We start from the raw sequence: 23,023 nt of genomic DNA on the forward strand, positions 1-23,023 counted from the left end.
CTTCGCAGTGGCACCAACCTTTCAGAGGCGGCTTCACCCTGGTTAAAACTTTTAACCCACCGGACAGACCCTGGCTGAGTGGATCTCGAGGAGTATGGCTCAACCTCTATAACCCCCAAGGCACAATCGAATCGCCATGCGATGGCAGGGTGATCTACAGCGCCGATCTCGCTGGTCGAAAGGTTCTTTCAATTGACTGCGGCGGAATCCATTCGACTTTCGAACCTGTGGTGACCACACTGCGCACGGGCCAAAGTGTGAGGCGAGGAGAGCAAATTGCGTCAGTTCCTCCCCTAGGGAGCGAATGGACAAGCACATCTATTCGAGAAGCACAGATTCATTGGGGTGCAAAAGTATCGCGCACTCGATATATCAACCCATTGCGAATGCTCACTGGGCACCCCAGGCTTAAAACCCTTTGAACACGCTAGGCACGCGGGTGTGCTTGTCGATAGATTGCACTTAGGCGCTGGGCATCAACATGCGTATACCTTTGCGTTGTTTGAAGCGAGGAATGCCCAAGCATTTCTTGCACTGCCCGAAGATCGGCTCCCCCACCCAAAATATGCGTTGCTGCGGTATGCCGAAGGGCGTGAGGTGCAATATCTCGAACCCCTGCACGTGCACACATCCGGTGGAGCATTCCTCGGATTACGCGCGGATCGATACGTTTACCTTTGTCACCGACAAAGAGCGCCTTCCCTGCTTCCGGATGGGCCAACTCTTGTCTTGGCCCATTAAGCCAACGCTGAAGGGCGTTGAGACAAGTTCGGGTAAAGGGAACAATGCGTTCCTTGTTTCCTTTACCAATCACACGAAGGGTCATTCCCTGTTGATCAATCGAGGTCGTATCCAAGGAGCAGACTTCGCTCACACGCATTCCAGTCGCGTAAATGGTTTCTAGAATTGCCCAATCTCGTACTGCTGCTGGCGAGGGATCATCACTGGCTTGGAGCTCAGCACATGCAAGGAGACGTTCAGTGTCAGAAACTGTTTGGACCTGCGGAAGCTTTTGATCACCGCGAGCGCTGGTCACAAGCAGCCCGGGATCAGTTGTGAGATAGCCCCGACGGTGAGCCCACGCGGTGAATGAGCGTATCGAGGCAGTCTTCCGTGAGACAGTTGAGCGTGAGTTCCCCTTGCGAAGTTCATCCGCAAGCCACATGCGAATTGCGCGCAAGGTAACGACGTTATTGACGTTATCTACTGTGAGCTCATCGGTATCGGTATTTTCGAGAAATGAATGCAAGTCTCCGATGTAGGCACGCAGAGTATGCGGAGAAACTACAGCATTAGCGCGCAGGTAGGTCTCCCACGCTTCCAGCAGTCTCTCATCCATACCGAGCAGTTTAGTGATGTGGGGATTTACTTCGGTGCCAGCCGCGCTCATCGTTTGCGACATAACCCTCTAATTGAAGTCGAACAAGCGCGATCTTCACGCTCTCTTCATCCAGACCAGCAGCAACCGCCGCTCTTTCAATTGTCATTGAACGCCTCTGCGGAAGCGCCTCAAATACTCTGCGCATCAGTGGCTGAAGCGCATCAATCCCATGATCGGAAGCTACTGGGTCTCCAAATAGTGGCATTTGGTTTTCTTCAGGGAGCTTCTCCCCGATCATGTCGACGATATCTGCCCAATCACGAACGAGTATTCCTCCGTTACGTAACAGTTCGTGGACGCCTCGTGAAGCCTCTGAATAGACCGAGCCGGGAACTCCGCCAACGGGGGTCCCCATCTCTAGTGCCCAACGCGCAGTTGCCAGCGCACCAGAGCGTGGCGAAGCCTCGACGACGACAACCCCAGCGGCAGCTGCGGCGATCAGGCGGTTCCTTCCTAAGAAGCGCCACTTAGCGGGACGGAAAGTGCAGGGAACTTCGGATACTAAGGCCCCTCCACACCTCAGAATCGCACGAAATAGATCGCTATTGCTGGCTGGGTAGAGGTTTCCCAATCCACCAGCCATGTAGGCACAGGTCTGGCCTCGAACATTAACGCTTCCCTGGTGCACCGCGGTATCTATGCCTATCGCCCCGCCCGAGATTGTCCCATAACCACGATGCGACAGCTCTGATGCCAGTTCACTTGCTACTTCGTTCCCATAGTGCGATGAGGCTCGAGCGCCAACGATTGCGATAGCTGGCGACTTCGGCATTTCCCCGATGACCCAGAGCAACCGAGGCTGCCCTTCCCCTAGTTTTTCAAAGCCACCAGGCCAGTCAGGATCGCTCGGAAGAACAAGACGCCCACCGATTTTATTCAAGATTTCCAATTCAACGTGTGGATTCGCAGACAAAGCGCGCGGTCGCCAGCGCTTCCAGCAGGAACGAAATACTTCTTCCTCACTTCTCAAGCACTGAGGGATTACCAGCGTCGAGGCTAAAATCCAAGATTTCGCTTCTTCGTCTCCCAAACGCAGTCGCAAAAGATCAAGGTGCGCATCCGATGGTTCGCTCACGCTATTCCACCAGATTTCGTCGAGTAGTTCGGGGGTCTCATCCAATGCCATAGTTCTCGCCTCCTTGCCTGAGCTGGAGAGCTGCAGAGAACTCATCCAGTCCAATCGAGTTTTTTCCTGAATAATCCGCGCAGGTCCACATAAGTCGCAGTAAGCGATCCGCTCCCCTCATTGAGAGCCGACCTTGATCAACTGAGTGATCGATCATGCTCAGGATCTGATCCGAAGGTGGGTGATGCGATCGAATCCACGAACCCGCGACATCCCGATTCAGACGCCATTGAGTACCTTTAAGTCGATGAGCAGCTCGTTCACGCGCCTCGCAGACCTTGTCTTTGAGTGAATGCGAGTTGAAGTGAGATTCACAAGCAAGATCCGCCTGGCTGGGAACACGCATCGACAGTGTGATGTCAATGCGATCAATCAGAGGTCCTGAAAGACGTGCCAGGTAACGCCTCCTTTGGATGGAGGAGCAGGAACACGAACGAATTCGTCCACCCAGGTGCCCACACGGACAGGGATTTGTTGCCATCACCAATTGGAAAGAAGCCGGGTAACGTGCCGTATGGCCTGAACGCTGGATACGCACCCACCCTGACTCAAGCGGTTGCCGAAGAGAATCCAGAACTGCCGGCGCAAATTCTGTCGCTTCATCAAGAAACAGAATTCCTGCATGCGCCAATGAAGCGGCACCCGGGCGGATCACACCGCTGCCTCCACCAACCATTGCAGGGATCGACATCGAGTGATGCGGAGCTTGAAATGGAGGTTCTGTAAGCAATTGTCCGCTGCTCAAGTCTCCGGCAATCGAATGAATAGCGCTAGCAGTTAAGGCATCGCTTTGTTCAAGTTCTGGAAGGATTGAAGGAAGTCTGGAAGCCATCATCGTCTTCCCGCTTCCGGGTTCGCCGATCATCATCAGATGATGGCCGCCCGAGGCCGCGATGGCGACCGCCTCGATTGCCGAGTTATGCCCACGTACTTGAGAAAAGTCTCCTACTCCCCCGCTTTGCATTGCTTCTTCCCCAGCATTTTTAAGCACCGATTCTTGAGCGGCTAGCCCAAGTACTCGTGCTCGTTTTGCCTGCCCGCCGAATGCCTGGACGAAGTCCGCGAGGTGCGCGAATGCGCACACTTCTATCCCTGGAACGAGTTGGGCTTCGCTGCGCGCCTCAAGAGGAACGAATACTCGGGTAATACCCGATCGTCGCGCCGAAATTACCGCGGGCAAAATTCCCGGAAGAGTATGCAGACTGCCGTCCAAAGCAAGTTCACCAATGAAGACTTCACCTGCAACTCCTGTGCTTTGGATCTTCGAAGTTGCCAGAAGTATCGAGGCGGCAATGGAGAAATCAAATCCCGAGCCCGATTTTGGAAGCCCAGCGGGAGAAAGTCCGACCGTAACGTGCCGGTCGAGAACCTCCAACTCACAGGCTTGGAGGGCTGAGCGAACACGATCGCGAGCCTCTCTTAGGGATGCATCCGGAAGCCCGACGAGGGTGAAATTCACCAGCCCGCGGCCAACATGCGTTTCAACGTCGACGATATTTCCATCTAGGCCCACCAGAGCAATTGCGCGAGTACGTGCAAGCGAAGAAGTCACGCGATCCCCCTGAGCCATTCGATCTTCGGGGGATACCGCAAGAAATCTACACTTCCGCCTTCTCGCAGTTCTTGTCCGCAGGCGCGAGGCACCGTCAACGCAACGATGTCGATACGCAGTTTTGAATGGAGCCTGCGCTGACGAGCCCACTGGGCTGCAAGCCGTCGAAGTTTCAGTACCTTCCGAGTATCAATTGATTCGAGCGCGCTGCCGTAACCAATTCCGACGCGAGTGCGCACCTCGACAACGACTGCGGTATTTCCTTCGCGAGCAAGAATGTCGAGCTCTCCGCGGTTCGAGTCGCGCCAATTCCGTTCAAGAACTTCTAGTCCTTGTTCTTCAATGAAACGACACGCATATTCTTCGCCCGCTTGACCGAGGTATTTTCTGTAGTCCACCACAGCTCCTTCCCGTTGAAGGAAGGATGACAAAACAGGGATTGCAGGAAAGTGTCCACACGAAATTCTGTGGAAAACACCGATGAAGTGTCATCCCTGTGGACAATGCGCCTGCCGCAATAATGAGATGCTCAGCAGACAATGAAGCACGCATCGGATTAGTCGATACGTGCTTTCCAATAGAAGCACCAACTTAAGCGAGAGGGAGCTCAGGCTTATTGAGTTCCTCGACGTTGACATCCTTGTAGGTAACGACGCGCACTGAGTGTACGAATCGCGAGGAACGGTAAATATCCCAGACCCATGCATCGGTCAGGGTCAATTCAAAAAAGATATCCCCGCCAACTGGACGAGCCTGCACATCGACGTGGTTACACAGATAGAAGCGACGTTCAGTTTCGACGACATACTTGAACAAGCCGATGACATCGCGATATTCGCGAAACAGTTCAAGTTCGAGGTTGTTTTCATACGATTCGATATCGCCAGCCATGATCGCCTCCTGTGTTGCTCCCAGTATCTTAGAGCGCGACCGAGTAATTCAGCTTTCGACACCCGGAAGCCGCCATGAGCGCCGGTGAAGCTCCGAAGGACCCAAACGCTTCAAAGCATCGATATGCGCAGCCGAAGAATAGCCTTTGTTCGATGCCCATCCATATCCCGGGTCCTCGTATTCTTCCATCAAGCGATCGCGAAAGACTTTCGCAGCAACTGAAGCAGCAGAAACCGTCGCACACGATGCATCCGCCTTAACACGAGTGACAACCTTTGGGGTAGAGACCGTGGGATAAAGAGGACCATCAAAATCATCAAAAAGATCCGGAGAATCGCTCAGCCAATCGTGGCTTCCATCCAAAATGACGATATCTGCTTGAAAGCCACGATCAGATGCGGCCTTTAAAGCACGCCGTCCAGCAAGTCGAAGTGCGGCAATAATTCCATAACGATCGATCTCATCGTTGCTTGCCTGGCCAATTTCAATGCAGGGACTCCACTGAAAAACAGGCTCAAATAAGGCCTCGCGAGCGCGAAGACTGAGCATCTTTGAATCAGCGAGCCCCAGAAGAACTGGAATCCCAGCAGGAGGAGCGAAAGCCAAGCCAACGCATACCGGACCGGCAAGAGATCCGCGTCCAACCTCGTCCATGCCAGCAACCACACCGAAACTGTGTTGGAGCTCCTCTTCCCACTCTCGGGTGGGAGTAATTTTGGACGAGCGCTTCGGTGCTTCTCCGCGGCTCGAAAAAGTCTGCTTGGAGGCGTTCATTTGGCAGCGGGGACGTCAGCGAAGACCGAGCGGTCCCCCAACCAGCTGACGCGATTGGTTGGCCAAATTACCGCGAATGCACGGCCGACAACGGCACTTTCGGGCACATATGGGGTTTGCCCGTTCCCCATGTGATAACGAGAATCCGCAGAATTTGAACGGTTATCTCCCATAACCCACAGAGAGCCTTCAGGAACAGTGACGTCGAAAGTAATTGACGAGGCCGCACCGTGGTTGGCGATGTAGGGCTCGGTGATCGTGACGCCGTTGACCTGAAGCTTGCCATCTGCCGTACAGCAAGTCACGTGATCGCCGCCTAGACCAATGACTCGCTTCACTAGGGTTTGTTCTCCGCCCGCTGGAAGCAATCCGGTAAATTCAGCCACTTTTCGCAAAGGCGAAGAGGTATCTGTTTCGCTCTTGGCAAGCCATCCCAAAGTGTCATCAAAAACGACAACGTCTCCACGCTTAATGTCTCCCGTGAAGTGGGAAACGCGAGATACAGCGATGCGGTCTTTTTCGACCAGAGTATTACGCATCGACGCAGAGGGAATCCAAAAGACCTGCACAAGGAAGGCGCGTAGAAGCGAGGAAATCACCAGGGCACAGACGACGATTACGGCAAGCTCACGCAGCCAATTGAAGGGGTTCTTCCGTGCCCGACGTTCTTCGCGTTCAATATCCTTAATCGAAGGGCCGTGAGCGACCGGCATTCGGACGGCTCTCCCGCGTGCGCCTGATCGACTCATAAACAGATCCCTTTCCTATGTCTACCGTAAATTCTCACACGTATGCGAAAGCCCGGCATCCTTAAGGATACCGGGCTTATATCGCGAGCGAGTGTCACTCGGCAGATCCGGAGCGGTGCTCCTTGATCTTTGCGGCCTTACCGTGGCGCTCACGCAGGTAGTAGAGCTTTGCGCGGCGCACGTCGCCCTTGGTCACGACCTCGATCTTGTCGATCGTGGGTGCGTGCAGGGGGAAGGTACGCTCAACACCGACACCGAAGGAAACCTTGCGGACGGTGAAAGTTTCGGAAACACCGTGGCCACGACGTGCGATAACAACGCCCTGGAAAACCTGGATACGCGAGCGGTTACCTTCGATAACCTTCACGTGAACCTTAACGGTATCGCCTGCACGGAAAGCAGGGATGTCTTCGCGCAGCGATGCTGCATCGACGGCGTCCAGCTTTTGCATTTTCACTCCTTGACGCTTCTGCCGCAGGTCAGTCACGTCTTTTCGGCAGGTCAAGCCTGCGTTTCTTCATGTATCTGTATGATCCGGCGGCCCCCCACGGCAGGTAACGCCACACACAGACCGTTTAATTTTGCCACAGCTCAGGTACTAAAGAACACCCCGAAAGCCCAGAAGTGTGAGCACGCAGCGGTGATTTCGCTAACTCTGCGCGGGACGAATCATGACGACGTCGGTGGCCTCGGTATTGGCACTCAAACGGAAATGACGCCTTCCTGCCTTTTTAAAACCGTGCTTGCGATAGAAACGCTGTGCGCGTTCGTTATAGATGTGTGTTCCTAAAACGATTTGGCTTGCGCCTTCTTCTCTGGCAATACGAATCGTATGCTCCAGAATCGCTCCAGCAATGCCGCTGCCGTGAACCTCTTCGCACGCATAGCACTTCGACAGATAGGCAGCACGATCATCCAAGGGGTACTTGCCATTTCCTCGCGGCATATCTTTCGGACTGCGTAAGAAAATCAAGGTGTAGGCAAGCAGCTGGCCTTCACTCTCTGCAAGGAAACAACGCGCATTGGGATCAGCAAGGTATTCCTCGAAAACCTGAGGATTCAATCCATCGGAAATAAAAGCCTGGACATCTTCCTCAGGAATAAAGTCCGGGGGTGCCATGGGGAAAGTGAGGCTGGCAAGCTCACTGATGCGCTCGGCCTCGTCAGGGCGCGCAGCACGAATCTCAATGGGCACAACGTGATCCTCACGCATCAGCACACCGTTCTCCGCCAAAATTTCCCTGTCTTGGGTACTCAGCTGGTCAGCCGACGAGCATGCAATACGCGCAATGATATCCGGGCGTCGTTGCGCTGTACGCTCAAGACTACGATCTAGACGCCAACGATCGATCTTTGCGTGGTCACCGGACATTAATACATCGGGAACCTGGTGCCCGCGCCATTCTTGCGGCTTCGTGTAAACCGGGTATTCCAAGAGGCCAATACCGCTATGGGATTCTTCAACCAGAGAATCGGGGTTCCCAATCACTCCGTCGATCAAGCGACCAACAGCTTCAACCAAGACCAAGGCTGCCACTTCCCCACCGTTGAGGACGTAATCCCCGATAGAGAATTCTTCAACCACCACGCCACGGCTACGGTAGTGATCAGCAACGCGCTGATCAATGCCTTCGTATCGTCCGCAGGCAATGATGATTCGATCGAAATGCGAAAGTTCCTCTGCTTTTCTCTGGTTAAAAGGGATTCCCGAAGGTGTGGGGATTGCTAGAACGCACTTTCCGGCCTCTGCACCGATGACGGTATCCAGTGCCTCTCCCCAGACATCAGGCCTCATGACCATACCCGCACCCCCACCATACGGGGTGTCATCAACCGTTCGATGACGATCATGAGTCCATGAACGCAGGTCATGGACGTGAATGTCCAGCTGACCGCTTTGACGGGCCTTCCCCATGAGAGAAAGATCGAGAGCGGCAAAGTACTGCGGGAAAATGCTCAGCAGATCGATACGCATAGGCTTCCTCTTCCTCAGCGGGCCTCAATGGCTTGATCGTCAAAAAGCCCGGGCAGCGGCTCGATCGTCACAGTACCGTTTGGGATGTCAACTGTGGGGACAAGTTGATGGACAAAGGGAACCATAACAGTGCTTGCGAAGGTCTTTACTAATAGGAGATCCTGAGCGGCTCCCATTTGGAGCCCTTGAACCACGCCCAGCTCATTCCCCTGAGGATCAACTGCGCGCAGGCCCTTGAGCTGATGCGGATACCACGCATCTTCTTCTTCCCTCTCATCGACAAGCAGACGAGCGCCGCGCAATGCTTCGGCGTCCTCGCGGCTTGAAACCTCATCAAAAAGGGCGATCATGCGATCTTTTTGCTGACGAATTGAAGAAAGCGTGAGCTTGGGAAACGCCGCATTCGAGGTCGAGAAGCTTTCTCCAGGGGTAAAAAGCTGCGGATCGTCGCTTCGAATATCGACAATGACTTCCCCACGCAGTCCGTGTGCGGGTCCGATCTGTGCTGCCGTCATGAGCATGGGATGAATCCTTTTCGGGGGTATGCCAAACGGGGACCTGTTTAAGCCAGGTCCCCGTTTGAGATCACTAAGTTGTCACTCGCGGTCGGTGTCAACGACATCAACGCGGACATTTCCCCGGGGAGAAAGCGCGTTCATTACCGTGCGCAGCGCACGGGCCGTACGACCTCCGCGGCCGATGACACGCCCCAGATCCTCAGGGTTCACACGAACCTCAAGCATCTGCCCGCGACGCATGTTGCGAGAAGAAACCCGCACGTCTTCGGGGTGATCAACGATTCCGCTGACCAGGTGTTCGAGTGCATCAGCAAGCATGATCAGGCTTCCTCGCCGGCTTCTTCAGCCTTGGGCTCTTCTGCAGCTTCTTCAGCGGCAGCGGCCTGTGCGGCTTCCTCTTCAGCCTTGCGAGCAGCTTCTTCCTCAGCCTTCTTGGCGGAGGCGTCTGCCTTGCGCTTCTCAGCAGCGGCTTCGGCGTCCTTGATCGCCTGAGCAGCAGCGGCTGCCTTGTCGGCATCTGCGTACTGCACGCGGGACACTGCGTCTGCCTTGCCATTGAAGCGAGCGATGTCACCGGTCAGGACCAGCAGGTTACGAACCTGGTCCGAGGGCTGTGCGCCAACGCCGAGCCAGTACTGAACGCGGTCAGACTTGATCTCGATGGTCGAGGGGTTCGGGGTCGGATCGTACAGACCGACCTCTTCGATGACGCGTCCATCACGCTTCTTGCGCGAGTCAACGACAACGACACGGTAAACGGGTGCATGGATCTTGCCCATGCGCTTCAAACGAATGCGAACTGCCACTGTTGTGGTCACTCCTGTTTCAAATCGGTGTGGGATAGACATACGTCAGGTAGGGAAACACAGACGATGATTATCCCGGGACGCGACGAACTCAGATGAGAGGGCTCTTCGCACGTCGAGTACAGCGATTAATTATGCCAGTTTTAGCTGGTCTTTCCAAGCCAATCGGCGTCAGACTCAGCCAATTCACGGTGGTCTTGGTCACCGCTCATGCGAAGAGGTTGAAGAAAGCGCGACAAGCTCTCCGCCTCGACACAGCCAAAGAGGTGCGAGAAGTGCATCAATGTCGTCGGGACAAGCAGAGTATCCGACAAGATCAGCACTTCCTCCAACGAGCCCTTCGTCAACCCCCAGATAGCGGCGCGTTTCCAAAGTTGCCCTTTGAAGAATTTCACGAGGCCTCACCCCAAGTCCGCCCCACGCGCGCAGTTCAGCAAGGATACTTCCGGGTTCTTGGTAGCCGCCCGTATCGCTTGCAGGTAAGAGCGTAATTCCAGAGTCGAAGAGCTCTTGAGCCTGCTCGTATCTGCCTTGCCAAAGCGTATTCATTGTTGCTGAATATCGCGGATATTTGCGTGCCGCCTGCTCAGAAAATTCCTTGAACAATTCACGCTGAAGCATGGTGACAGACACAGCGATCCCACGTTTTTTCGCTTCGCAGATCTGATCTTTATCCATACCACTGGCATGTTCGATATCATCAACACCTGCTTCAATGAGGTCATCGATGACGCGCGAGGAAAAGGCATGGACCGCCACACGCCCTCCGGCCTCGTGGACCCCGGCGACAGCCTCGATAAGGATTTCACGAGGCCACAGGGGCTCGAGGTCAGCCTCCACTCCCCCGCTGCGGTCAATCCAGTCGCCAACGATCTTCACCCACCCATCGCCGCGCGCACACTCTTCACGCGCGATATCTGGCAGCTCACGAACATCGCTGATCTCACGCGCAAGACCCCGGATATACCTCATTGGCCGAGCGATATGACGACCGCACCGGATAAGAGTCGGATATCGGGGCTCATCATTTACCCACGAAGTGTCAACTGGCGAGCCACAATCTCGCAGAAGAGTCACCCCGGCGCGAAGCATGGCATCAAGTTGCTCGCGTTGTTGAGCGCGCTCAAGAGACGTCGCAGCTGCACCGACACCGATGTGACAGTGCACATCTGCAAAAGCGGGTGCAGCCCACCCACTCAGAACTCGCGAATAGGCAGGAATCTCATCGACGGGCGAGATTACTGGAGTTAATTTCCACTGACCACTGACCCATCCCGAATCAGTAAAAAGGTGCCCGTCGAAATACATCAGCCTCGGCCGAGCATGCGTCGGATATCTTCGGGCAGATCATCCAAGGTCGGGCGCGGCGCGTTGGGTGCCTGCGCGGGTGTTTCAGTCACGCCGAATGCGGATCCCGCCGGAGCTGAAGGACGCTGTTCACGAGGAAGCATCGCCTCTAATTCCTGCTGACGACGCTTTGCAGGGTTACCACTTCGCGCCTTCTTTGCAACGCGAGCGCGCTGGGCACGATCCTTACGCGCCTGCGCCTTTTGCTTGGCCTTACCACCGCTGCCAGGCATCGAACCAAATCCGGGCATTCCTCCCGGGCCCATCTGTCCCATCTGCCCCATCATGGTCTTTGCGGCTTCAAAACGCTTGACTAGGTTATTGACCTCAGCGACCGTCACGCCTGAGCCGCGGGCGATGCGCGAGCGACGAGAGCCATTGAGAATCGAGACATCGGCCCGCTCGGCGGGAGTCATTGAACGGACGATCGCTTCAACGCGATTAACCTCGCGTTCATCGAAATTCTCAAGCTGATCACGCATCTGAGCCATTCCGGGGATCATCCCCAGAACCTTCTTCATAGACCCAAGCTTGCGGACCTGCTGAAGCTGGCTGAGGAAGTCATCAAGCGTAAGTTCACCGGACATGGCCTTCTTGGCCATCTTCTCAGCTTCTTCAGCATCCAAGCGCTTTTCAGCTTGCTCGATGAGCGTCATGATATCGCCCATATCGAGGATTCGAGACGCCATGCGGTCGGCATGGAAACGTTCGAAGTCGTCCAAACCTTCGCCCGTCGAGGCGAAGAGGATGGGAGCTCCCGTTACGCCGCGCACGGAAAGGGCGGCACCGCCTCGGGAATCGCCATCAAGCTTGGAGAGCACGACACCGGTGAAGCCAACACCGTCACGGAATGCGGTCGCGGTATTGACCGCATCCTGACCGATCATGGCGTCAAGGACAAACATCACTTCGTGCGGATTGACAGCCTGGCGAATAGCAATCGCCTGATCCATCATCTCTTGATCGACACCCAAACGGCCCGCGGTATCGACAATCACAACATCGATGCCGTGAGTGATCGCATAATCCAAACCGGAACGTGCCACTTGAACCGGATCACCAACACCGTTACCCGGTTCGGGTGCCCACACCTGAACGCCCGCGCGCTCACCGACAATTTGAAGCTGGCCGACAGCATTGGGACGCTGAAGGTCAGAGGCGACAAGCAGGACGCTCTTTTCCTCTTCACGCAGCCACTTACCAAGTTTTCCGGCCAAAGTCGTCTTACCTGCACCCTGCAGACCTGCGAGCATGAAAACTGTCGGGCCTCGCTGGGCAAAATGCAGCTCTCGGGTTTCGCCACCCAGGATCTCAACAAGTTCATCATGAACAATGCGGACAACCTGTTGACCGGGGTTAAGCGCGCGGGAACGAGCTGCTCCATAGGCCTTCTCGCGAACCTGAGTGGTGAACTGACGAACGACAGGAAGGGCAACGTCAGCATCGATCAGGGCACGACGAATCTCGCTAATAGTCTGATCGACATCAGATTCCGTCAAAACTCCACGCGAACGGAGCCTCTTAAAGGACGCGGTCAAACGATCAGAAAGATCCGAGAAAGCCACTGTGACTACTCCTCACGAGCACAACTTCTAAATAACTAAATGTTAAGAGTAGTGGGTTTTAGCCCACGATTGCATCAACAAAGGACTGCGGATCGAAGGGAGCAAGGTCGTCCGGGCCCTCTCCAAGTCCCACAAACTTGACGGGGACACCCAATGCTCGCTGGACTGAAACCACAATTCCGCCCTTAGCTGAGCCATCCAGCTTGGAGAGCACAATACCTGTTACTCCAGCAACCTCAGCAAAAACTTCAGCCTGTCGAAGACCGTTTTGACCGGTCGTCGCGTCCAGAACCAGAAGGACTTCACTGACTGGAGCGTGCTTTTCCATCACGCGCTTGACCTTACCCAGCTCGTCCATGAGCGCAGACTTCGTCTGAAGTCGGCCCGCGGTATCAACCATGACGACATCGCAGCCCCGTCGAATGCCTTCTTCAACCGATTCAAATGCAACGGACGCCGGGTCAGCACCTTCACGATCAGAACGGACAACATCAACGCCAACGCGACTTCCCCAGGTCTCAAGCTGTTCAGCTGCAGCAGCGCGGAAGGTATCGGCAGCCCCCAGCAAGACCTCATGTCCTTCGGCGCGGAAAATGCGTGCCATTTTTCCAGTGGTTGTCGTCTTGCCGGTTCCGTTAACACCAACCATCAAGATAGTTGCAGGGACCTGAACACCGTCAACGTCTCGAAGCGCTAAGTTCACAGAGCGGTCCATATCGGGATCAACAAGCTTGAGCAGTTCTTCGCGCAAAAGAGCACGCACAACCTGCGGATCCGAAGTGTTCTCAACCTTCACTCGCGTGCGAAGGGCTTCCATCAATTCATCGGTTGCTTCCAAGCCCAAATCTGCGACCAGAAGAGAATCTTCCATCTCTTCCCAATCCGCAGCTGATAGATCGCCGCGCGACAGCAAAGAAAGAAGGGATTTACCCAAGGCTCCCGAACGCGCCAAGCGCGCACGAAGACGTCCCATTCGTGAAGGAATGGATTCGGGGAGCTCAACAGAAGTGCTTTCCGGGTGTTCCTCTCCAATTCCCGAGGCCGAGGTTTCCTCTTGCGAGAACATGTGCTCGGCATGAGGCGCAGCAGCCTCAGAGCGGTCAGCAGTCTGCGCTGCAGCACCATCTCGGGAACGCTGGGCTCCTTCAACCTCGCTTTCCTGAGCTTGCGGAAGTGAAGCCTCAGGGACAACGGAGGTCGATGGGGGCACTTCACTTTGTGTGCGTGACGACTTGAGCGAACGCACAACAAACGAAACAGCCGCGACAAGAACGACAATGACGCCCGCCAAAATGATGGGGGCCACGGGGTTATGAATAAAGTCCATGACAGCCTGCATAGGTCAATCTTCCCTTAGTGCGCTTCTCTTATGCATCTTTCGAGGTATCGGCCTCAGTTGGGGCGGGCTTCGCGTGTGCCCCACGCCTGGTGGCGATATCTTCAATGCGCTCAGTCATTGCTTCCACGGCTTCGAAACCTGGAAGGCCATCCGCCACCATGTACCCACGAGAACCTTTTGAGGACTCAAGGACAGCGTTCATGTTTTCTTCACGAACACTAATTTGCGGGATCTGGGTGGGGATCTCTTGCCCGGACTGATTGCGCAGATGGTCTCTCCACTGATCAGCGCTTCGCCGGTGCAATGCAAAACCTAAAATGACGGCCGAAGCGATGGCAAGCATGACGATCATCGTGACGATGTAGACCGCAATTCCTTCAATCATGCCTTAACTTTCCCATCCCACACGCAGCTGTGCCAAGTGGACACGGTTTATTCGTTTCAATCATTGAGGCGCTGAGAAACCACACGCGTCACGCCATCTCTCATCGTCACGCCATAGAGTGCATCCGCAATCTCCATCGTGCGTTTTTGGTGAGTGATGACAATCAGCTGCGAAGTCGCGCGAAGTTCTTTAAATATTTCCAGCAGACGCGACAAATTGATGTCATCCAAAGCCGCTTCGACCTCATCCATCACGTAGAAGGGGGAAGGACGAGCTTTAAAGATTGCAACCAAGAATGCCAAAGCTGCCAAGGAACGCTCTCCACCAGAAAGCAAAGATAGTCGCTTGACTTTCTTCCCAGCAGGTCGCGCCTCAATCTCAATCCCCGTATCAAGCATGGAATCCGGATCGGTCAAAACCAGACGTCCCTCTCCCCCGGGGAAAAGAACACTAAAAACATGCTCAAAGTGGCGCGCGGTATCCGCCCATGCCTCCTCGAATGCTTCCTGGACCAAGCGATCAACATCCTCGATGATCGTCAGCAGATCTGACTTGGATTTCTTCAGGTCCTGTACCTGGGCAACTAAAAACTCATGGCGTTTGGCAAGTGCTGCGTGTTCTTCCAATGCCAGTGGATTTACGCGTCCAAGTTTTTCAAGCTCTTTCAGTGCCTGATCAAGGGTGCGAACCTGCTCTTCACGCACATAGGGACGAGCGGGGTTTTCAGCATCTTCTCCTGCCTCGATATCTGATTCTGCGGATTCTTCGCTCAAAACGGGAACAAGATTGTGCGGACCGTAGTGCTCAATCAGTTCATCGCTTTCTAAAGAGAGCTCCTCCATGGCACGCGTCTCTAATTGTTCAACCCGCATCCGCAATTCGGCACGCAGAATCTCAGCTTGCTGCGAGGCTAAAGTAAGCTGCGAGATTTGCGCACGAACGTCATCAAGTTCTCGACGTACGGAAGTCAGTTTCTCCGAATCAGCCTTTCGTGATTCTTCAATCGCATCACGGCGCGCTTTTGCTGAGGCAACCGCGCTCTGAGCGCGAGCATAACCTTTCTGCGCTTCTTCCAAAACTCCTTGAGCGCGCGCCAGTTCACGCCGACGACGTTCTTCCCTCCGCTGATAAGCAATGCGTTCTTCACGACTTCGCGCGGCGGCTTGGCGAAGGTTTCGCGCTCTGGACGCGGCGCTTCGTGACTCTTCTTCTGCAGCTCGTAAAGCCAAGCGGGCCTGGGTTTCTTCGTCACGGGCTGCACGTGCGGCTGCCGCACATTCTTCTGCGTGACGGCTGGCGGCCTCGAGATCAACATCGGGTGCTTCCAAGGCTGCGTTTTTCAGACGCTGCTGAGCATTTTCATGAGATTCGCGCGCCTGTTCCAACTGCTCTTGCGCACGTTTGAGGGTTTCCTCGGCACGAGTAGTCTCAGCGCGGGCAGCACGAAGCGCGCTGTGAACACGCGCAGCTTCCTGCGCAATCTTTGCTTGACGCGCATCTTCTTCACGAAGTGTCTTCAGAGCCTGATTCGCGCCGCGAACTGCCAGGTCAAGAGCTGCGTTAGCACGTGTCAATTCTTCTTGGGCGCGTCGCTCTTCCTCCATAGCTGCGCTTGCGGCTGCCGCTGCTTCCTCATATTGCGCGCGAAGGGCAAGTGGTGAGGCGCTTTCTTCGCCTGCGACCAACATGGACGTGCGTGAGAGAACATCTCCCTGAGTCGTAGCAACACGTTCGATTTCCGTGTGTGTAAGTGCCTGACGAGCTTCCTCCAGAGTCTCACACACCCATGAACCCGCGAGAAGAGCATCGACAAGCCCATCGAATGCTGTCGAAGTGACGAGATCCTTTGCCCATGCACCTGCAAGACCATTCAGTTTCGGCGCTTGTTGAGAATTCGATGCATCGTCGACAAGAAGACGCACTTGTCCTTGAGCCTTTTGTCGCGCATCGGCAGCGGTCTTCCACGCATGTTCTGGGGTATCGATAACTAGGGCATCAGCAAAAGGAGAAAGCAATTGCGCAATTGCGTTTTCATAGCCCGCACGAATGTGAAGTGCGCTGGGTAGATCGCCCTTCGCACCGGGAGCATTCATATACGAGGCGGTGCCGTCACTGGGAGTAAGCGTCTGGGCAAGCGCGTCACGGCGCGCTTCCCAGCGTGCGCGTTCTGCCCGGGCATCACGTTCTCGCGCCAGAAGTTCATCGACCTTTTCGCGCGCTTCCTCCCGCTTCGCTTGCGCGATATTCAGGGCTTTAGCGGCAGTTGAATCGTTTTGGGGATCGCTTTCCGAATATGCTTCGGCCTCGCGCGCAGCTTGAGCCTCACGCTCTCGTGCCGCATCCAGTTGATGCGCCGCGCGTTGCGCTTCCGATTGCGCAGCATCCAGACGTGACGCAGCCGAGGCCACCCCAGCACTCAGACGCGCGCTTGCCTCGCGATAATCGGCAAGCAGACGATTTGCTTGTGCAAGGGCACGCTGGGCCTCGTCATCACGTTTTTCAGCCTCACCACGTTGCCTCAGTGCCTGATCAACGCGTTCTGAAGCACTTTGCACACGCTGAAGAATCTGCGCATCCTCATGGCTTGCTGCCTGCGCACGTTCATCCAAAGAAGCTGGGTCCTCACTTTGAGGTGCTAACTCTGGCTGAGAATGTGTCAATACTCGTTCGCGAGCAATCGTCATGGTCGCGTTGAGGCGTTCAGCGATTGCGGTGAGAGCCTGCCATTCCTCCATCGCTTGCGCGGCATGCGGATGGCGCTCGGCTTCCTCTGCTTCTAACTCACGGATACGCGCTTGTGCACGTGCCTCTTCTTCTTGAAGGGAGGTCAAGCGTTCATGCTGTGTGCCTGCATCCTCGGAACCTCGACGAAGCTTATCGCGAGCAATGACCAAATCATCAGCAAGCAATCGTGCCTTCGCATCACGTACCCGCGCTTGAATGATCGACGCACGCCGGGCAATCTTTGCCTGACGGGCAAGCGGACGTAATTGACGTTCAATCTCACTGGTTAGATCAAGAACTCGAACCAGGTTCTGATCCATATCTGAGAGCTTTCGAAGCGCGCGCTCTTTCCGCCTGCGGTGCTTCAACACTCCTGCCGCTTCTTCAATGAAGCCACGCCGTTCCTCGGGAGTCGAGGACAAAATCGTATCCAGTTGGCCTTGGCCGACAATGACATGCATCTGTCGCCCCATGCCGGTATCCGAAAGGAGCTCTTGAATATCTAAGAGCCTAGCGGGAGTTCCATTAATGGCATATTCGCTTCCACCCCCTCGAAAGAGGGTGCGCGAAATAGTGACCTCGGAATAGTCAATGGGGAGAAGGCCATCTGAATTGTCAATGGTGAGATCGACTTGAGCACGTCCTAATGCGGCCCGGCCAGATGTGCCGGCGAAGATCACGTCCGCCATATTGGCGCCGCGAAGAGTTTTTGCCCCCTGCTCCCCCATCACCCAAGCAAGAGCATCAACAACATTAGATTTGCCAGAACCATTCGGACCGACGACACAGGTAATCCCCGGTTCAAGGCGAAGAGTCGTTGCGCTGGCGAAGGATTTGAATCCTCTCAGGGACAGGGTTTTCAGGTGCACGAGACCCAGCCTAAAGCTTCCTGAAGGTTTTCAGTGGATTATTAATCAATGCGTGCCGCCCTCGAGCATATCGCGGGCAAGTTCCAGCGCTTTGTCGCAATCAGGTCCCTGAGCGCGAACATGGACGTGCTCACCATGGCGCACACCCAGGGACATAATTTCGAGGACAGACGAGGCATCGACATCGTTGATCCAGACCTGGACGTCCAAGGATGCGAGTGCACGGACAAGAAGAGCGGCCGGACGTGCATGTAAGCCTGCAGGATCAGTGACAACCATATCGGCTTCGCGAAACTTCTTCGACGCATCAAGGGATGAAAGAACATTCGAATTCGCGTCAAGGCTCACGCTAGTGATCTGCCCAAGTTCACTGCGTGCTCTGCCCGCCATATCGATCACGCTCTGATAGGCAGCTGCAGCAACTTGGCGAAGTCCCATTCCGCCCCGTGCAGCAACCGCGGCGGCAATTGTGCCTTCGACAAGAGGCACATTGATGCACATGCAGTCTTTTGGATCGCCTCGGAGTTCGAGCACAGTCTGCGCCACCATGGTTGCTGAGCCAAGGTCACTCATCAAAAGAACGCCCCTGCAACATTCTTCATCGCCCGGTTTGTGAACCTGCGCTAATGCGCGGTCAAGCGCGTTTTCAACTTTGTGCATGGATGTACCCAAAGCACCAGTGTCATCTCCAGCTGCGATCTCAAAGTGAACGTCGGGGGCCATCTGCGTCGCGAGGTCAACGACTCCTTTTGCCAGTTCGTGGCTGTGAGAAATGATCACAAAAGAAACACGCGCCATTGGGGGTGTCCTATTCTTCAGCGGCAGCACGCGCTGCCTGCATGATGATGATTGCTGATGAAACGGCGCCCGGGTCTAGATGTCCAACGGAACGTTCACCCAGGTAGGACGCGCGCCCCTTCAGAGCCTTCATTCCTTCGGTGAGGGTAGCGCCGCGCTGCGCAGCTTGGGCAGCGCAAGAGAGAACCTCATCAACAGAGGCACCTTTCTCACACGCATCGCGAGCGGCATGAGCGGCGGGAAGCCACGCGTCAAGCATGGTCTTATCCCCGGCCTCGGCATTCCCTCGGTGGGCAATACCTTCCGCGATGGCCTCGTACAGGAGGACAATCGTTTCACTGGCACCGAGGTCGGGATGCTCTGCAATGGCGCGCCCTCCGCGCAGGAAACCTGTTCCATACAGTGGACCCGAGGCCCCGCCAACGTGTGCAAGCAAGGTCTTTGCGACCAGGGTGAGACCTTCGCAGAGGGAGGCGGGAGCCTGCTGTCCAAGGAGTTGACGAACCTCAGTGAAGCCACGCGTGATATTGATGCCGTGGTCACCGTCACCGATCTGTCGGTCAAGTTCGGTCAGTCGTTCTTCATCTCGAAGCAAAGCGGTGGCGCAAAGGTCCATCCATTGCTCGAGCCATTGTGTGTTGATGGTGGTCATTATTCACTCCATGAGGGGGCAAGTGTCGGAGCATCGTAGAGGTTAAGGATATCGGGATTTGCACGCATAAGTGTGATTGACAGCCCGTCCATGTCTGCACTGGTGACGAATCGCCCAACTTTGGTGCGCGCAATATTTATACCTGCGTTTTCTGCGCGTTCATTGACGCCCAAAAGGGCGCTTTCAATGTCATTGGGGTCTGCCTGTCCAAGATCGTTGACCAGAACGATCAAAGGATCATTTCCAGGGACAAGTTGAGAAAAAACTTCATCGACGCAGTGTTCAATCACTTCGTGGCGCTGTGAAAAGACGCGGCGATCTACTCCCCTCTCGCCATGAATTCCCACTCCCAGCTCGGCCTGCCCCGCGGGGATATCGTAAACGGGAATTCCTTGCTCATCTGAGGGAGCACGGAAGGCAACGCCGTAGCTGACAATGGATTCGCCGATTTGATTGGCATAAGAGACGAGTTCTTCACTGGTTTGCCCCAGCCAGGCTGCAGCGCCCAGGATTTTCTCATACAGCAGGGTCCCCGCAATTCCGCGAGCGCCTTGAGACACCTCTCGAGTCGCGCTATCGTCGCAGACACGAATGAGCGTGCATTCAATCCCAGAATCTGCTGTTAGCTCCGCGGCCAACTCAAAATTCAATACATCACCGGTGTAGTTCTTCACCAATGCGACAATCGTATTCACGCCCAGCTCGGTCGCTACTTTTTCCATCAATTGGGCGATGTCAGGTGCAGAGGGCGATGTAAAACGAGGTCCCGTCACGCAGGCGTGAAGCATCCCAGGAGCAACAAATCCGGAGTCAAGCGGCTCATGTCCGCCACCGCCACCGGAAATGAACGCGAGGGCAGGGTGTGAATCTGAGCGGACGGTGATCACAACTTGCGATTCAGTCAACCGTATCTACCCCCTGATCAGGCCCTTTCCTTCATAATACCCGCGTACATCCTGAAAATACTAGGGCACTCGAGTAGTCAAATAAGGTGTTCAGGGGCGAATATCCATTAATCGCAAAACCTCACCGGCCAACAAAACCGAACCGAAGACAACAACACCCGTCGCAGGTGCACTTTCGTCTCCAGATTCGCCAAGGTTTACCGCGGTCGCGATTGCTTCGAGGATATCTTCTTGGACATCTACTCGGTCGGAGCCAAAAACTTCTCGTGCAATCTGCGCAATTTCTTCTGCAGGCTTTGCACGAGTCCCTGGCATCTGCGTAATGACGATGGAATCCAGATAAGGTTCAACTTCGCCGAGAACTCCCTCGATATCCTTATCCCCCATCGCCGAGTACACGCCAACGACTCGCTCAAAGTCAAAGGCCTCGGAAATCGACTCACCCAGAGTGTGCGCACCCGCGGGGTTGTGCGCAGCATCAACGATAATCGTCGGCGAATGGCGTACGACCTGAAGGCGCCCCGGTGATGTGGCGCTGAGCATTCCAGCCTCGACAACCTTGGCGTCCAGAGCCCGGCCTCCCATGAAGGCCTCAACTGCTGCGATAGCTGCGGCCGCATTGCTTGCCTGGTAATCACCGAAGAGAGGGACAAATACGTCTTCGTAGACAGCGGCGGGTGTGCGTACGGTAATCATCTGCCCGCCGACTCCCAACTGGCGATCTAGGACTTCATAGTCCCTGCCTTCAAGGCGAACAATCGCATCGACCTGGGCAGCACGCTCTTCAATGATCCGAAGAGCTTCTTCTTGTTGCTTGGCAACAATCACGATCTGTCCAGGCTTGATAATCCCTGCTTTTTCTTCCGCAATTTCACGAATTGTCGAGCCCAGCCACTTTTCGTGATCGATGGCGATGGGCATGATGACACCAACGCCGGCATCGATCACATTCGTTGCATCCCAGCGGCCACCCATACCGACTTCGACGACGGCAGCATCGACGGGGTGATCAGCAAATGCCGCGAAGGCCATGACGGTAAAGACCTCGAAGAAAGACAGTTTCGTCCCATCAGTTTCGGCGTGGGCGCGGTCGACCATCTCGATGTAGGGTGCAATATCCTCCCACGTGCGAACGAATTCATCGGGAGAAATTGAGTCACCTTCGATCGTGATGCGCTCACGAACGTCAACCAGATGCGGCGAGGTAAAGCGACCAGTGCGCACGCCAAAGGCACCCAGGAGCGCATCGATCATGCGGGTCGTGGACGTCTTCCCATTCGTTCCGGTGATGTGAACGCTGGGGTAGCTATTTTGAGGGTCACCCAAGATGTCTAGGGTTTCGGTCACGCGGTCAAGAGTTGGCTGAACCTGATGCTCAGGAACGCGAGCGATGATCTGTTGGTAGATTTCTTCAACTTGCTCGAGGACTGCTGCTGTGTGTGCGGCATCATTAAGGGCCTCGCGATGCGCATCTTCTGCGCGGCGTTCAGCAAGCTCTTCCTCCCAGTCCTCACCCCACTGCGAGTAGTCACCTTCGAGCTCAGCAACGATAGAAGGATCTGGACCCAAGAGCATGGAGTTCAGAGCCAAGGCCTCCAGGGCAAGATCACGTTCGCTCACTTCTTCTTGCTGATCGTCGCTGACTGATTCTTCATCATCAACGCGATCGGCTTCTTCAAGGTAGGGAATGAGATCTGCGGGAATCGTGCCGTGAAGCTGGGTGTCGTCTTCCGCACGCGCTGCACGCGTTTCCTCGTTTGGATCGTGCGTGAAGAATGATTCGCCAGCCATGAGTCCTCCTTGGTTAGCCCTCTCGCGTGGTCGGTGAGTGGTCGCGTTGGGCTTCGTTTGCTGCCTAGTGAGCTGCGCCCATTCTATCGACGAGGCCACACAGGCGCTGCGCACTCAGGCCGCGGTTCGCTCCTGGCGTTCACATTTCATTCGTGCTTCTGGGCACAACAATTCGCCGCGATAACGCAAGGTACTTCTGGGCACATGCAACGGAAGAACTTTTTACAGACGATGTTTTGAAGCATAAACTTCGACAAGTTTGGCAATGAACACAACAGATCGATAAGGACGACATGTCTCAATTCACTCCAAATTCCGCTTCTCCCGCCCCTCAAGGATTCCCTGCCCCCCAAGGACAGTACCAAGCACCCCAGGCTCCCCAGACGCCTAGGAAAAAGGGCAGTGCTGGAGTATGGATTGCTGTTGCTATCGTCTTAGCCATCATCTGCGGCTTCTTCTTGATGCGAGCACTTACCCGCAGTGGTTCATCGAACTCCACGTCTGGTCCTTCATCATCGGCGTCAGGTACTCCGACTCCTACTTCGTCTTACCTCGACGAGGGGATCACTGTTGAGATCACTACGGAAAGTCGAAAGGCGTGTCGAAAAGCGGTAGACGAATCCGGAAAGATGGATACCACCACCATCATCAAGACGCGCTCCGTGAGGAACCAGGGCAAAACCGAGAGTGGGGACTTGAAATATACGTACACCGCTTCCCTCACCGGAACTGCTAAGGGCGCAGCAACTGAGAGCACCTATGAGGTCACCTGTTCCGTCGTTAATCCCCACGACACGAACAAATATTTTGTCGACGGAGATCCAAGCATCACTCCCGACCCGGCTTCATCCCACTGACCCTTCACGAGAAGGTTCA

22 protein-coding genes are annotated in these 23,023 nt (G+C 55.2%); 1 reads left to right on the forward strand and 21 read right to left on the reverse strand.

All coding sequences use genetic code 11. The features are described from left to right. Nucleotides 1–427: 427 nt before the first annotated feature. The 21 genes from ADG72_RS01210 to ADG72_RS01310 all read right to left on the reverse strand — a co-directional run bounded on the left by ADG72_RS01210 (nt 428) and on the right by ADG72_RS01310 (nt 22,147). Complete coding sequence (locus ADG72_RS01210; protein ID WP_048711583.1) at nt 428–1,339, reverse strand: tyrosine recombinase XerC; 912 nt, start codon at nt 1,337–1,339, stop codon at nt 428–430. A 10-nt stretch (nt 1,340–1,349) separates the two neighbouring features. Continuing rightward, nucleotides 1,350–2,507 (reverse strand): DNA-processing protein DprA, encoded by a 1,158-nt coding sequence (dprA, locus tag ADG72_RS01215; RefSeq protein ID WP_048711585.1) that lies wholly within the window; start codon nt 2,505–2,507, stop codon nt 1,350–1,352. Continuing rightward, nucleotides 2,494–4,077, reverse strand: a complete 1,584-nt coding sequence (locus ADG72_RS01220) for a YifB family Mg chelatase-like AAA ATPase (protein WP_048711587.1) — start codon at nt 4,075–4,077, stop codon at nt 2,494–2,496. Before ADG72_RS01220 ends, dprA begins: the two co-directional genes overlap by 14 nt. Next, on the reverse strand, nt 4,056–4,457 hold the full coding sequence (locus ADG72_RS01225) for a YraN family protein (protein ID WP_048711588.1): 402 nt from the start codon (nt 4,455–4,457) through the stop codon (nt 4,056–4,058). Before ADG72_RS01225 ends, ADG72_RS01220 begins: the two co-directional genes overlap by 22 nt. A gap of 193 nt (nt 4,458–4,650) precedes the next feature. Beyond that, nucleotides 4,651–4,950, reverse strand: a complete 300-nt coding sequence (locus tag ADG72_RS01230; RefSeq protein ID WP_009748064.1) for a DUF2469 domain-containing protein — start codon at nt 4,948–4,950, stop codon at nt 4,651–4,653. A 48-nt stretch (nt 4,951–4,998) separates the two neighbouring features. Further along, nucleotides 4,999–5,724: a ribonuclease HII gene (locus ADG72_RS01235; RefSeq protein ID WP_048711590.1), complete on the reverse strand. Its 726-nt coding sequence runs from the start codon at nt 5,722–5,724 to the stop codon at nt 4,999–5,001. Then, on the reverse strand, nt 5,721–6,437 hold the full coding sequence (gene lepB / locus ADG72_RS01240) for a signal peptidase I (protein WP_048711592.1): 717 nt from the start codon (nt 6,435–6,437) through the stop codon (nt 5,721–5,723). Before lepB ends, ADG72_RS01235 begins: the two co-directional genes overlap by 4 nt. Nucleotides 6,438–6,567: 130 nt before the next feature. Then, complete coding sequence (gene rplS, locus ADG72_RS01245; RefSeq protein ID WP_019127080.1) at nt 6,568–6,924, reverse strand: 50S ribosomal protein L19; 357 nt, start codon at nt 6,922–6,924, stop codon at nt 6,568–6,570. Nucleotides 6,925–7,122: 198 nt separating this feature from the next. Next, entirely contained in the window at nt 7,123–8,448 is a 1,326-nt protein-coding gene (trmD, locus tag ADG72_RS01250; RefSeq protein WP_048711594.1) for a tRNA (guanosine(37)-N1)-methyltransferase TrmD, read from the reverse strand. 14 nt (nt 8,449–8,462) lie between these two features. Then, a complete protein-coding gene (rimM, locus tag ADG72_RS01255; RefSeq protein WP_048711596.1) occupies nt 8,463–8,969 on the reverse strand; it encodes a ribosome maturation factor RimM in 507 nt (168 codons plus the stop codon). A gap of 75 nt (nt 8,970–9,044) precedes the next feature. Continuing rightward, complete coding sequence (locus ADG72_RS01260; RefSeq protein WP_019127083.1) at nt 9,045–9,284, reverse strand: RNA-binding protein; 240 nt, start codon at nt 9,282–9,284, stop codon at nt 9,045–9,047. A gap of 2 nt (nt 9,285–9,286) precedes the next feature. After that, a complete protein-coding gene (gene rpsP, locus ADG72_RS01265) occupies nt 9,287–9,772 on the reverse strand; it encodes a 30S ribosomal protein S16 (RefSeq protein ID WP_019127084.1) in 486 nt (161 codons plus the stop codon). Between the two features lie 201 nt (nt 9,773–9,973). Continuing rightward, the gene (locus tag ADG72_RS01270; protein ID WP_048711598.1) at nt 9,974–11,080 is read right to left on the reverse strand and encodes an amidohydrolase family protein; all 1,107 of its coding nucleotides are present in this window, start codon (nt 11,078–11,080) and stop codon (nt 9,974–9,976) included. Next, nucleotides 11,080–12,684: a signal recognition particle protein gene (gene ffh / locus ADG72_RS01275; RefSeq protein ID WP_048711600.1), complete on the reverse strand. Its 1,605-nt coding sequence runs from the start codon at nt 12,682–12,684 to the stop codon at nt 11,080–11,082. Before ffh ends, ADG72_RS01270 begins: the two co-directional genes overlap by 1 nt. Nucleotides 12,685–12,742: 58 nt before the next feature. Beyond that, nucleotides 12,743–14,023: a signal recognition particle-docking protein FtsY gene (gene ftsY, locus ADG72_RS01280; RefSeq protein ID WP_048711602.1), complete on the reverse strand. Its 1,281-nt coding sequence runs from the start codon at nt 14,021–14,023 to the stop codon at nt 12,743–12,745. Nucleotides 14,024–14,051: 28 nt separating this feature from the next. Then, nucleotides 14,052–14,408 (reverse strand): hypothetical protein, encoded by a 357-nt coding sequence (locus ADG72_RS01285; protein ID WP_048711603.1) that lies wholly within the window; start codon nt 14,406–14,408, stop codon nt 14,052–14,054. A 56-nt stretch (nt 14,409–14,464) separates the two neighbouring features. Further along, nucleotides 14,465–18,001: a chromosome segregation protein SMC gene (smc, locus tag ADG72_RS01290; protein ID WP_048711605.1), complete on the reverse strand. Its 3,537-nt coding sequence runs from the start codon at nt 17,999–18,001 to the stop codon at nt 14,465–14,467. Between the two features lie 45 nt (nt 18,002–18,046). Further along, complete coding sequence (locus ADG72_RS01295) at nt 18,047–18,799, reverse strand: HPr family phosphocarrier protein (RefSeq protein ID WP_048711607.1); 753 nt, start codon at nt 18,797–18,799, stop codon at nt 18,047–18,049. A 10-nt stretch (nt 18,800–18,809) separates the two neighbouring features. Then, on the reverse strand, nt 18,810–19,451 hold the full coding sequence (gene dhaL / locus ADG72_RS01300; RefSeq protein ID WP_048711608.1) for a dihydroxyacetone kinase subunit DhaL: 642 nt from the start codon (nt 19,449–19,451) through the stop codon (nt 18,810–18,812). Continuing rightward, the gene (locus tag ADG72_RS01305) at nt 19,451–20,356 is read right to left on the reverse strand and encodes a dihydroxyacetone kinase subunit DhaK (RefSeq protein ID WP_239667616.1); all 906 of its coding nucleotides are present in this window, start codon (nt 20,354–20,356) and stop codon (nt 19,451–19,453) included. Before ADG72_RS01305 ends, dhaL begins: the two co-directional genes overlap by 1 nt. A 90-nt stretch (nt 20,357–20,446) precedes the next feature. Continuing rightward, nucleotides 20,447–22,147 carry a bifunctional folylpolyglutamate synthase/dihydrofolate synthase gene (locus ADG72_RS01310; protein WP_048711610.1) on the reverse strand — a complete coding sequence of 567 codons (1,701 nt, stop codon included), beginning with the start codon at nt 22,145–22,147 and terminating at the stop codon, nt 20,447–20,449. A gap of 293 nt (nt 22,148–22,440) precedes the next feature. Between ADG72_RS01310 and ADG72_RS01315 the strand changes: the two genes are divergently transcribed. Continuing rightward, nucleotides 22,441–23,004: a hypothetical protein gene (locus ADG72_RS01315; RefSeq protein WP_048711612.1), complete on the forward strand. Its 564-nt coding sequence runs from the start codon at nt 22,441–22,443 to the stop codon at nt 23,002–23,004. The last annotated feature ends 19 nt before the right edge of the window (nt 23,005–23,023 follow it).

Source organism: Trueperella pyogenes, from assembly GCF_001070855.1.
Taxonomy (GTDB): Bacteria; Actinomycetota; Actinomycetes; order Actinomycetales; family Actinomycetaceae; genus Pauljensenia; species Pauljensenia pyogenes_A.

Excerpts from the sequence above, each read along its gene's own strand:
- ADG72_RS01210 (WP_048711583.1), bottom strand. The coding sequence starts at position 1,339 with ATGGATGAGAGACTGCTGGAAGCGTGGGAGACCTACCTGCGCGCTAAT.
- dprA (WP_048711585.1), bottom strand. The coding sequence starts at position 2,507 with ATGGCATTGGATGAGACCCCCGAACTACTCGACGAAATCTGGTGGAAT.
- ADG72_RS01220 (WP_048711587.1), bottom strand. The coding sequence starts at position 4,077 with ATGGCTCAGGGGGATCGCGTGACTTCTTCGCTTGCACGTACTCGCGCA.
- ADG72_RS01230 (WP_009748064.1), bottom strand. The coding sequence starts at position 4,950 with ATGGCTGGCGATATCGAATCGTATGAAAACAACCTCGAACTTGAACTG.
- ADG72_RS01235 (WP_048711590.1), bottom strand. The coding sequence starts at position 5,724 with ATGAACGCCTCCAAGCAGACTTTTTCGAGCCGCGGAGAAGCACCGAAG.
- lepB (WP_048711592.1), bottom strand. The coding sequence starts at position 6,437 with ATGCCGGTCGCTCACGGCCCTTCGATTAAGGATATTGAACGCGAAGAA.
- rplS (WP_019127080.1), bottom strand. The coding sequence starts at position 6,924 with ATGCAAAAGCTGGACGCCGTCGATGCAGCATCGCTGCGCGAAGACATC.
- trmD (WP_048711594.1), bottom strand. The coding sequence starts at position 8,448 with ATGCGTATCGATCTGCTGAGCATTTTCCCGCAGTACTTTGCCGCTCTC.
- rimM (WP_048711596.1), bottom strand. The coding sequence starts at position 8,969 with ATGCTCATGACGGCAGCACAGATCGGACCCGCACACGGACTGCGTGGG.
- ADG72_RS01260 (WP_019127083.1), bottom strand. The coding sequence starts at position 9,284 with ATGCTTGCTGATGCACTCGAACACCTGGTCAGCGGAATCGTTGATCAC.
- ADG72_RS01270 (WP_048711598.1), bottom strand. The coding sequence starts at position 11,080 with ATGTATTTCGACGGGCACCTTTTTACTGATTCGGGATGGGTCAGTGGT.
- ftsY (WP_048711602.1), bottom strand. The coding sequence starts at position 14,023 with ATGCAGGCTGTCATGGACTTTATTCATAACCCCGTGGCCCCCATCATT.
- ADG72_RS01285 (WP_048711603.1), bottom strand. The coding sequence starts at position 14,408 with ATGATTGAAGGAATTGCGGTCTACATCGTCACGATGATCGTCATGCTT.
- ADG72_RS01295 (WP_048711607.1), bottom strand. The coding sequence starts at position 18,799 with ATGGCGCGTGTTTCTTTTGTGATCATTTCTCACAGCCACGAACTGGCA.
- dhaL (WP_048711608.1), bottom strand. The coding sequence starts at position 19,451 with ATGACCACCATCAACACACAATGGCTCGAGCAATGGATGGACCTTTGC.
- ADG72_RS01310 (WP_048711610.1), bottom strand. The coding sequence starts at position 22,147 with ATGGCTGGCGAATCATTCTTCACGCACGATCCAAACGAGGAAACGCGT.
- ADG72_RS01315 (WP_048711612.1), top strand. The coding sequence starts at position 22,441 with ATGTCTCAATTCACTCCAAATTCCGCTTCTCCCGCCCCTCAAGGATTC.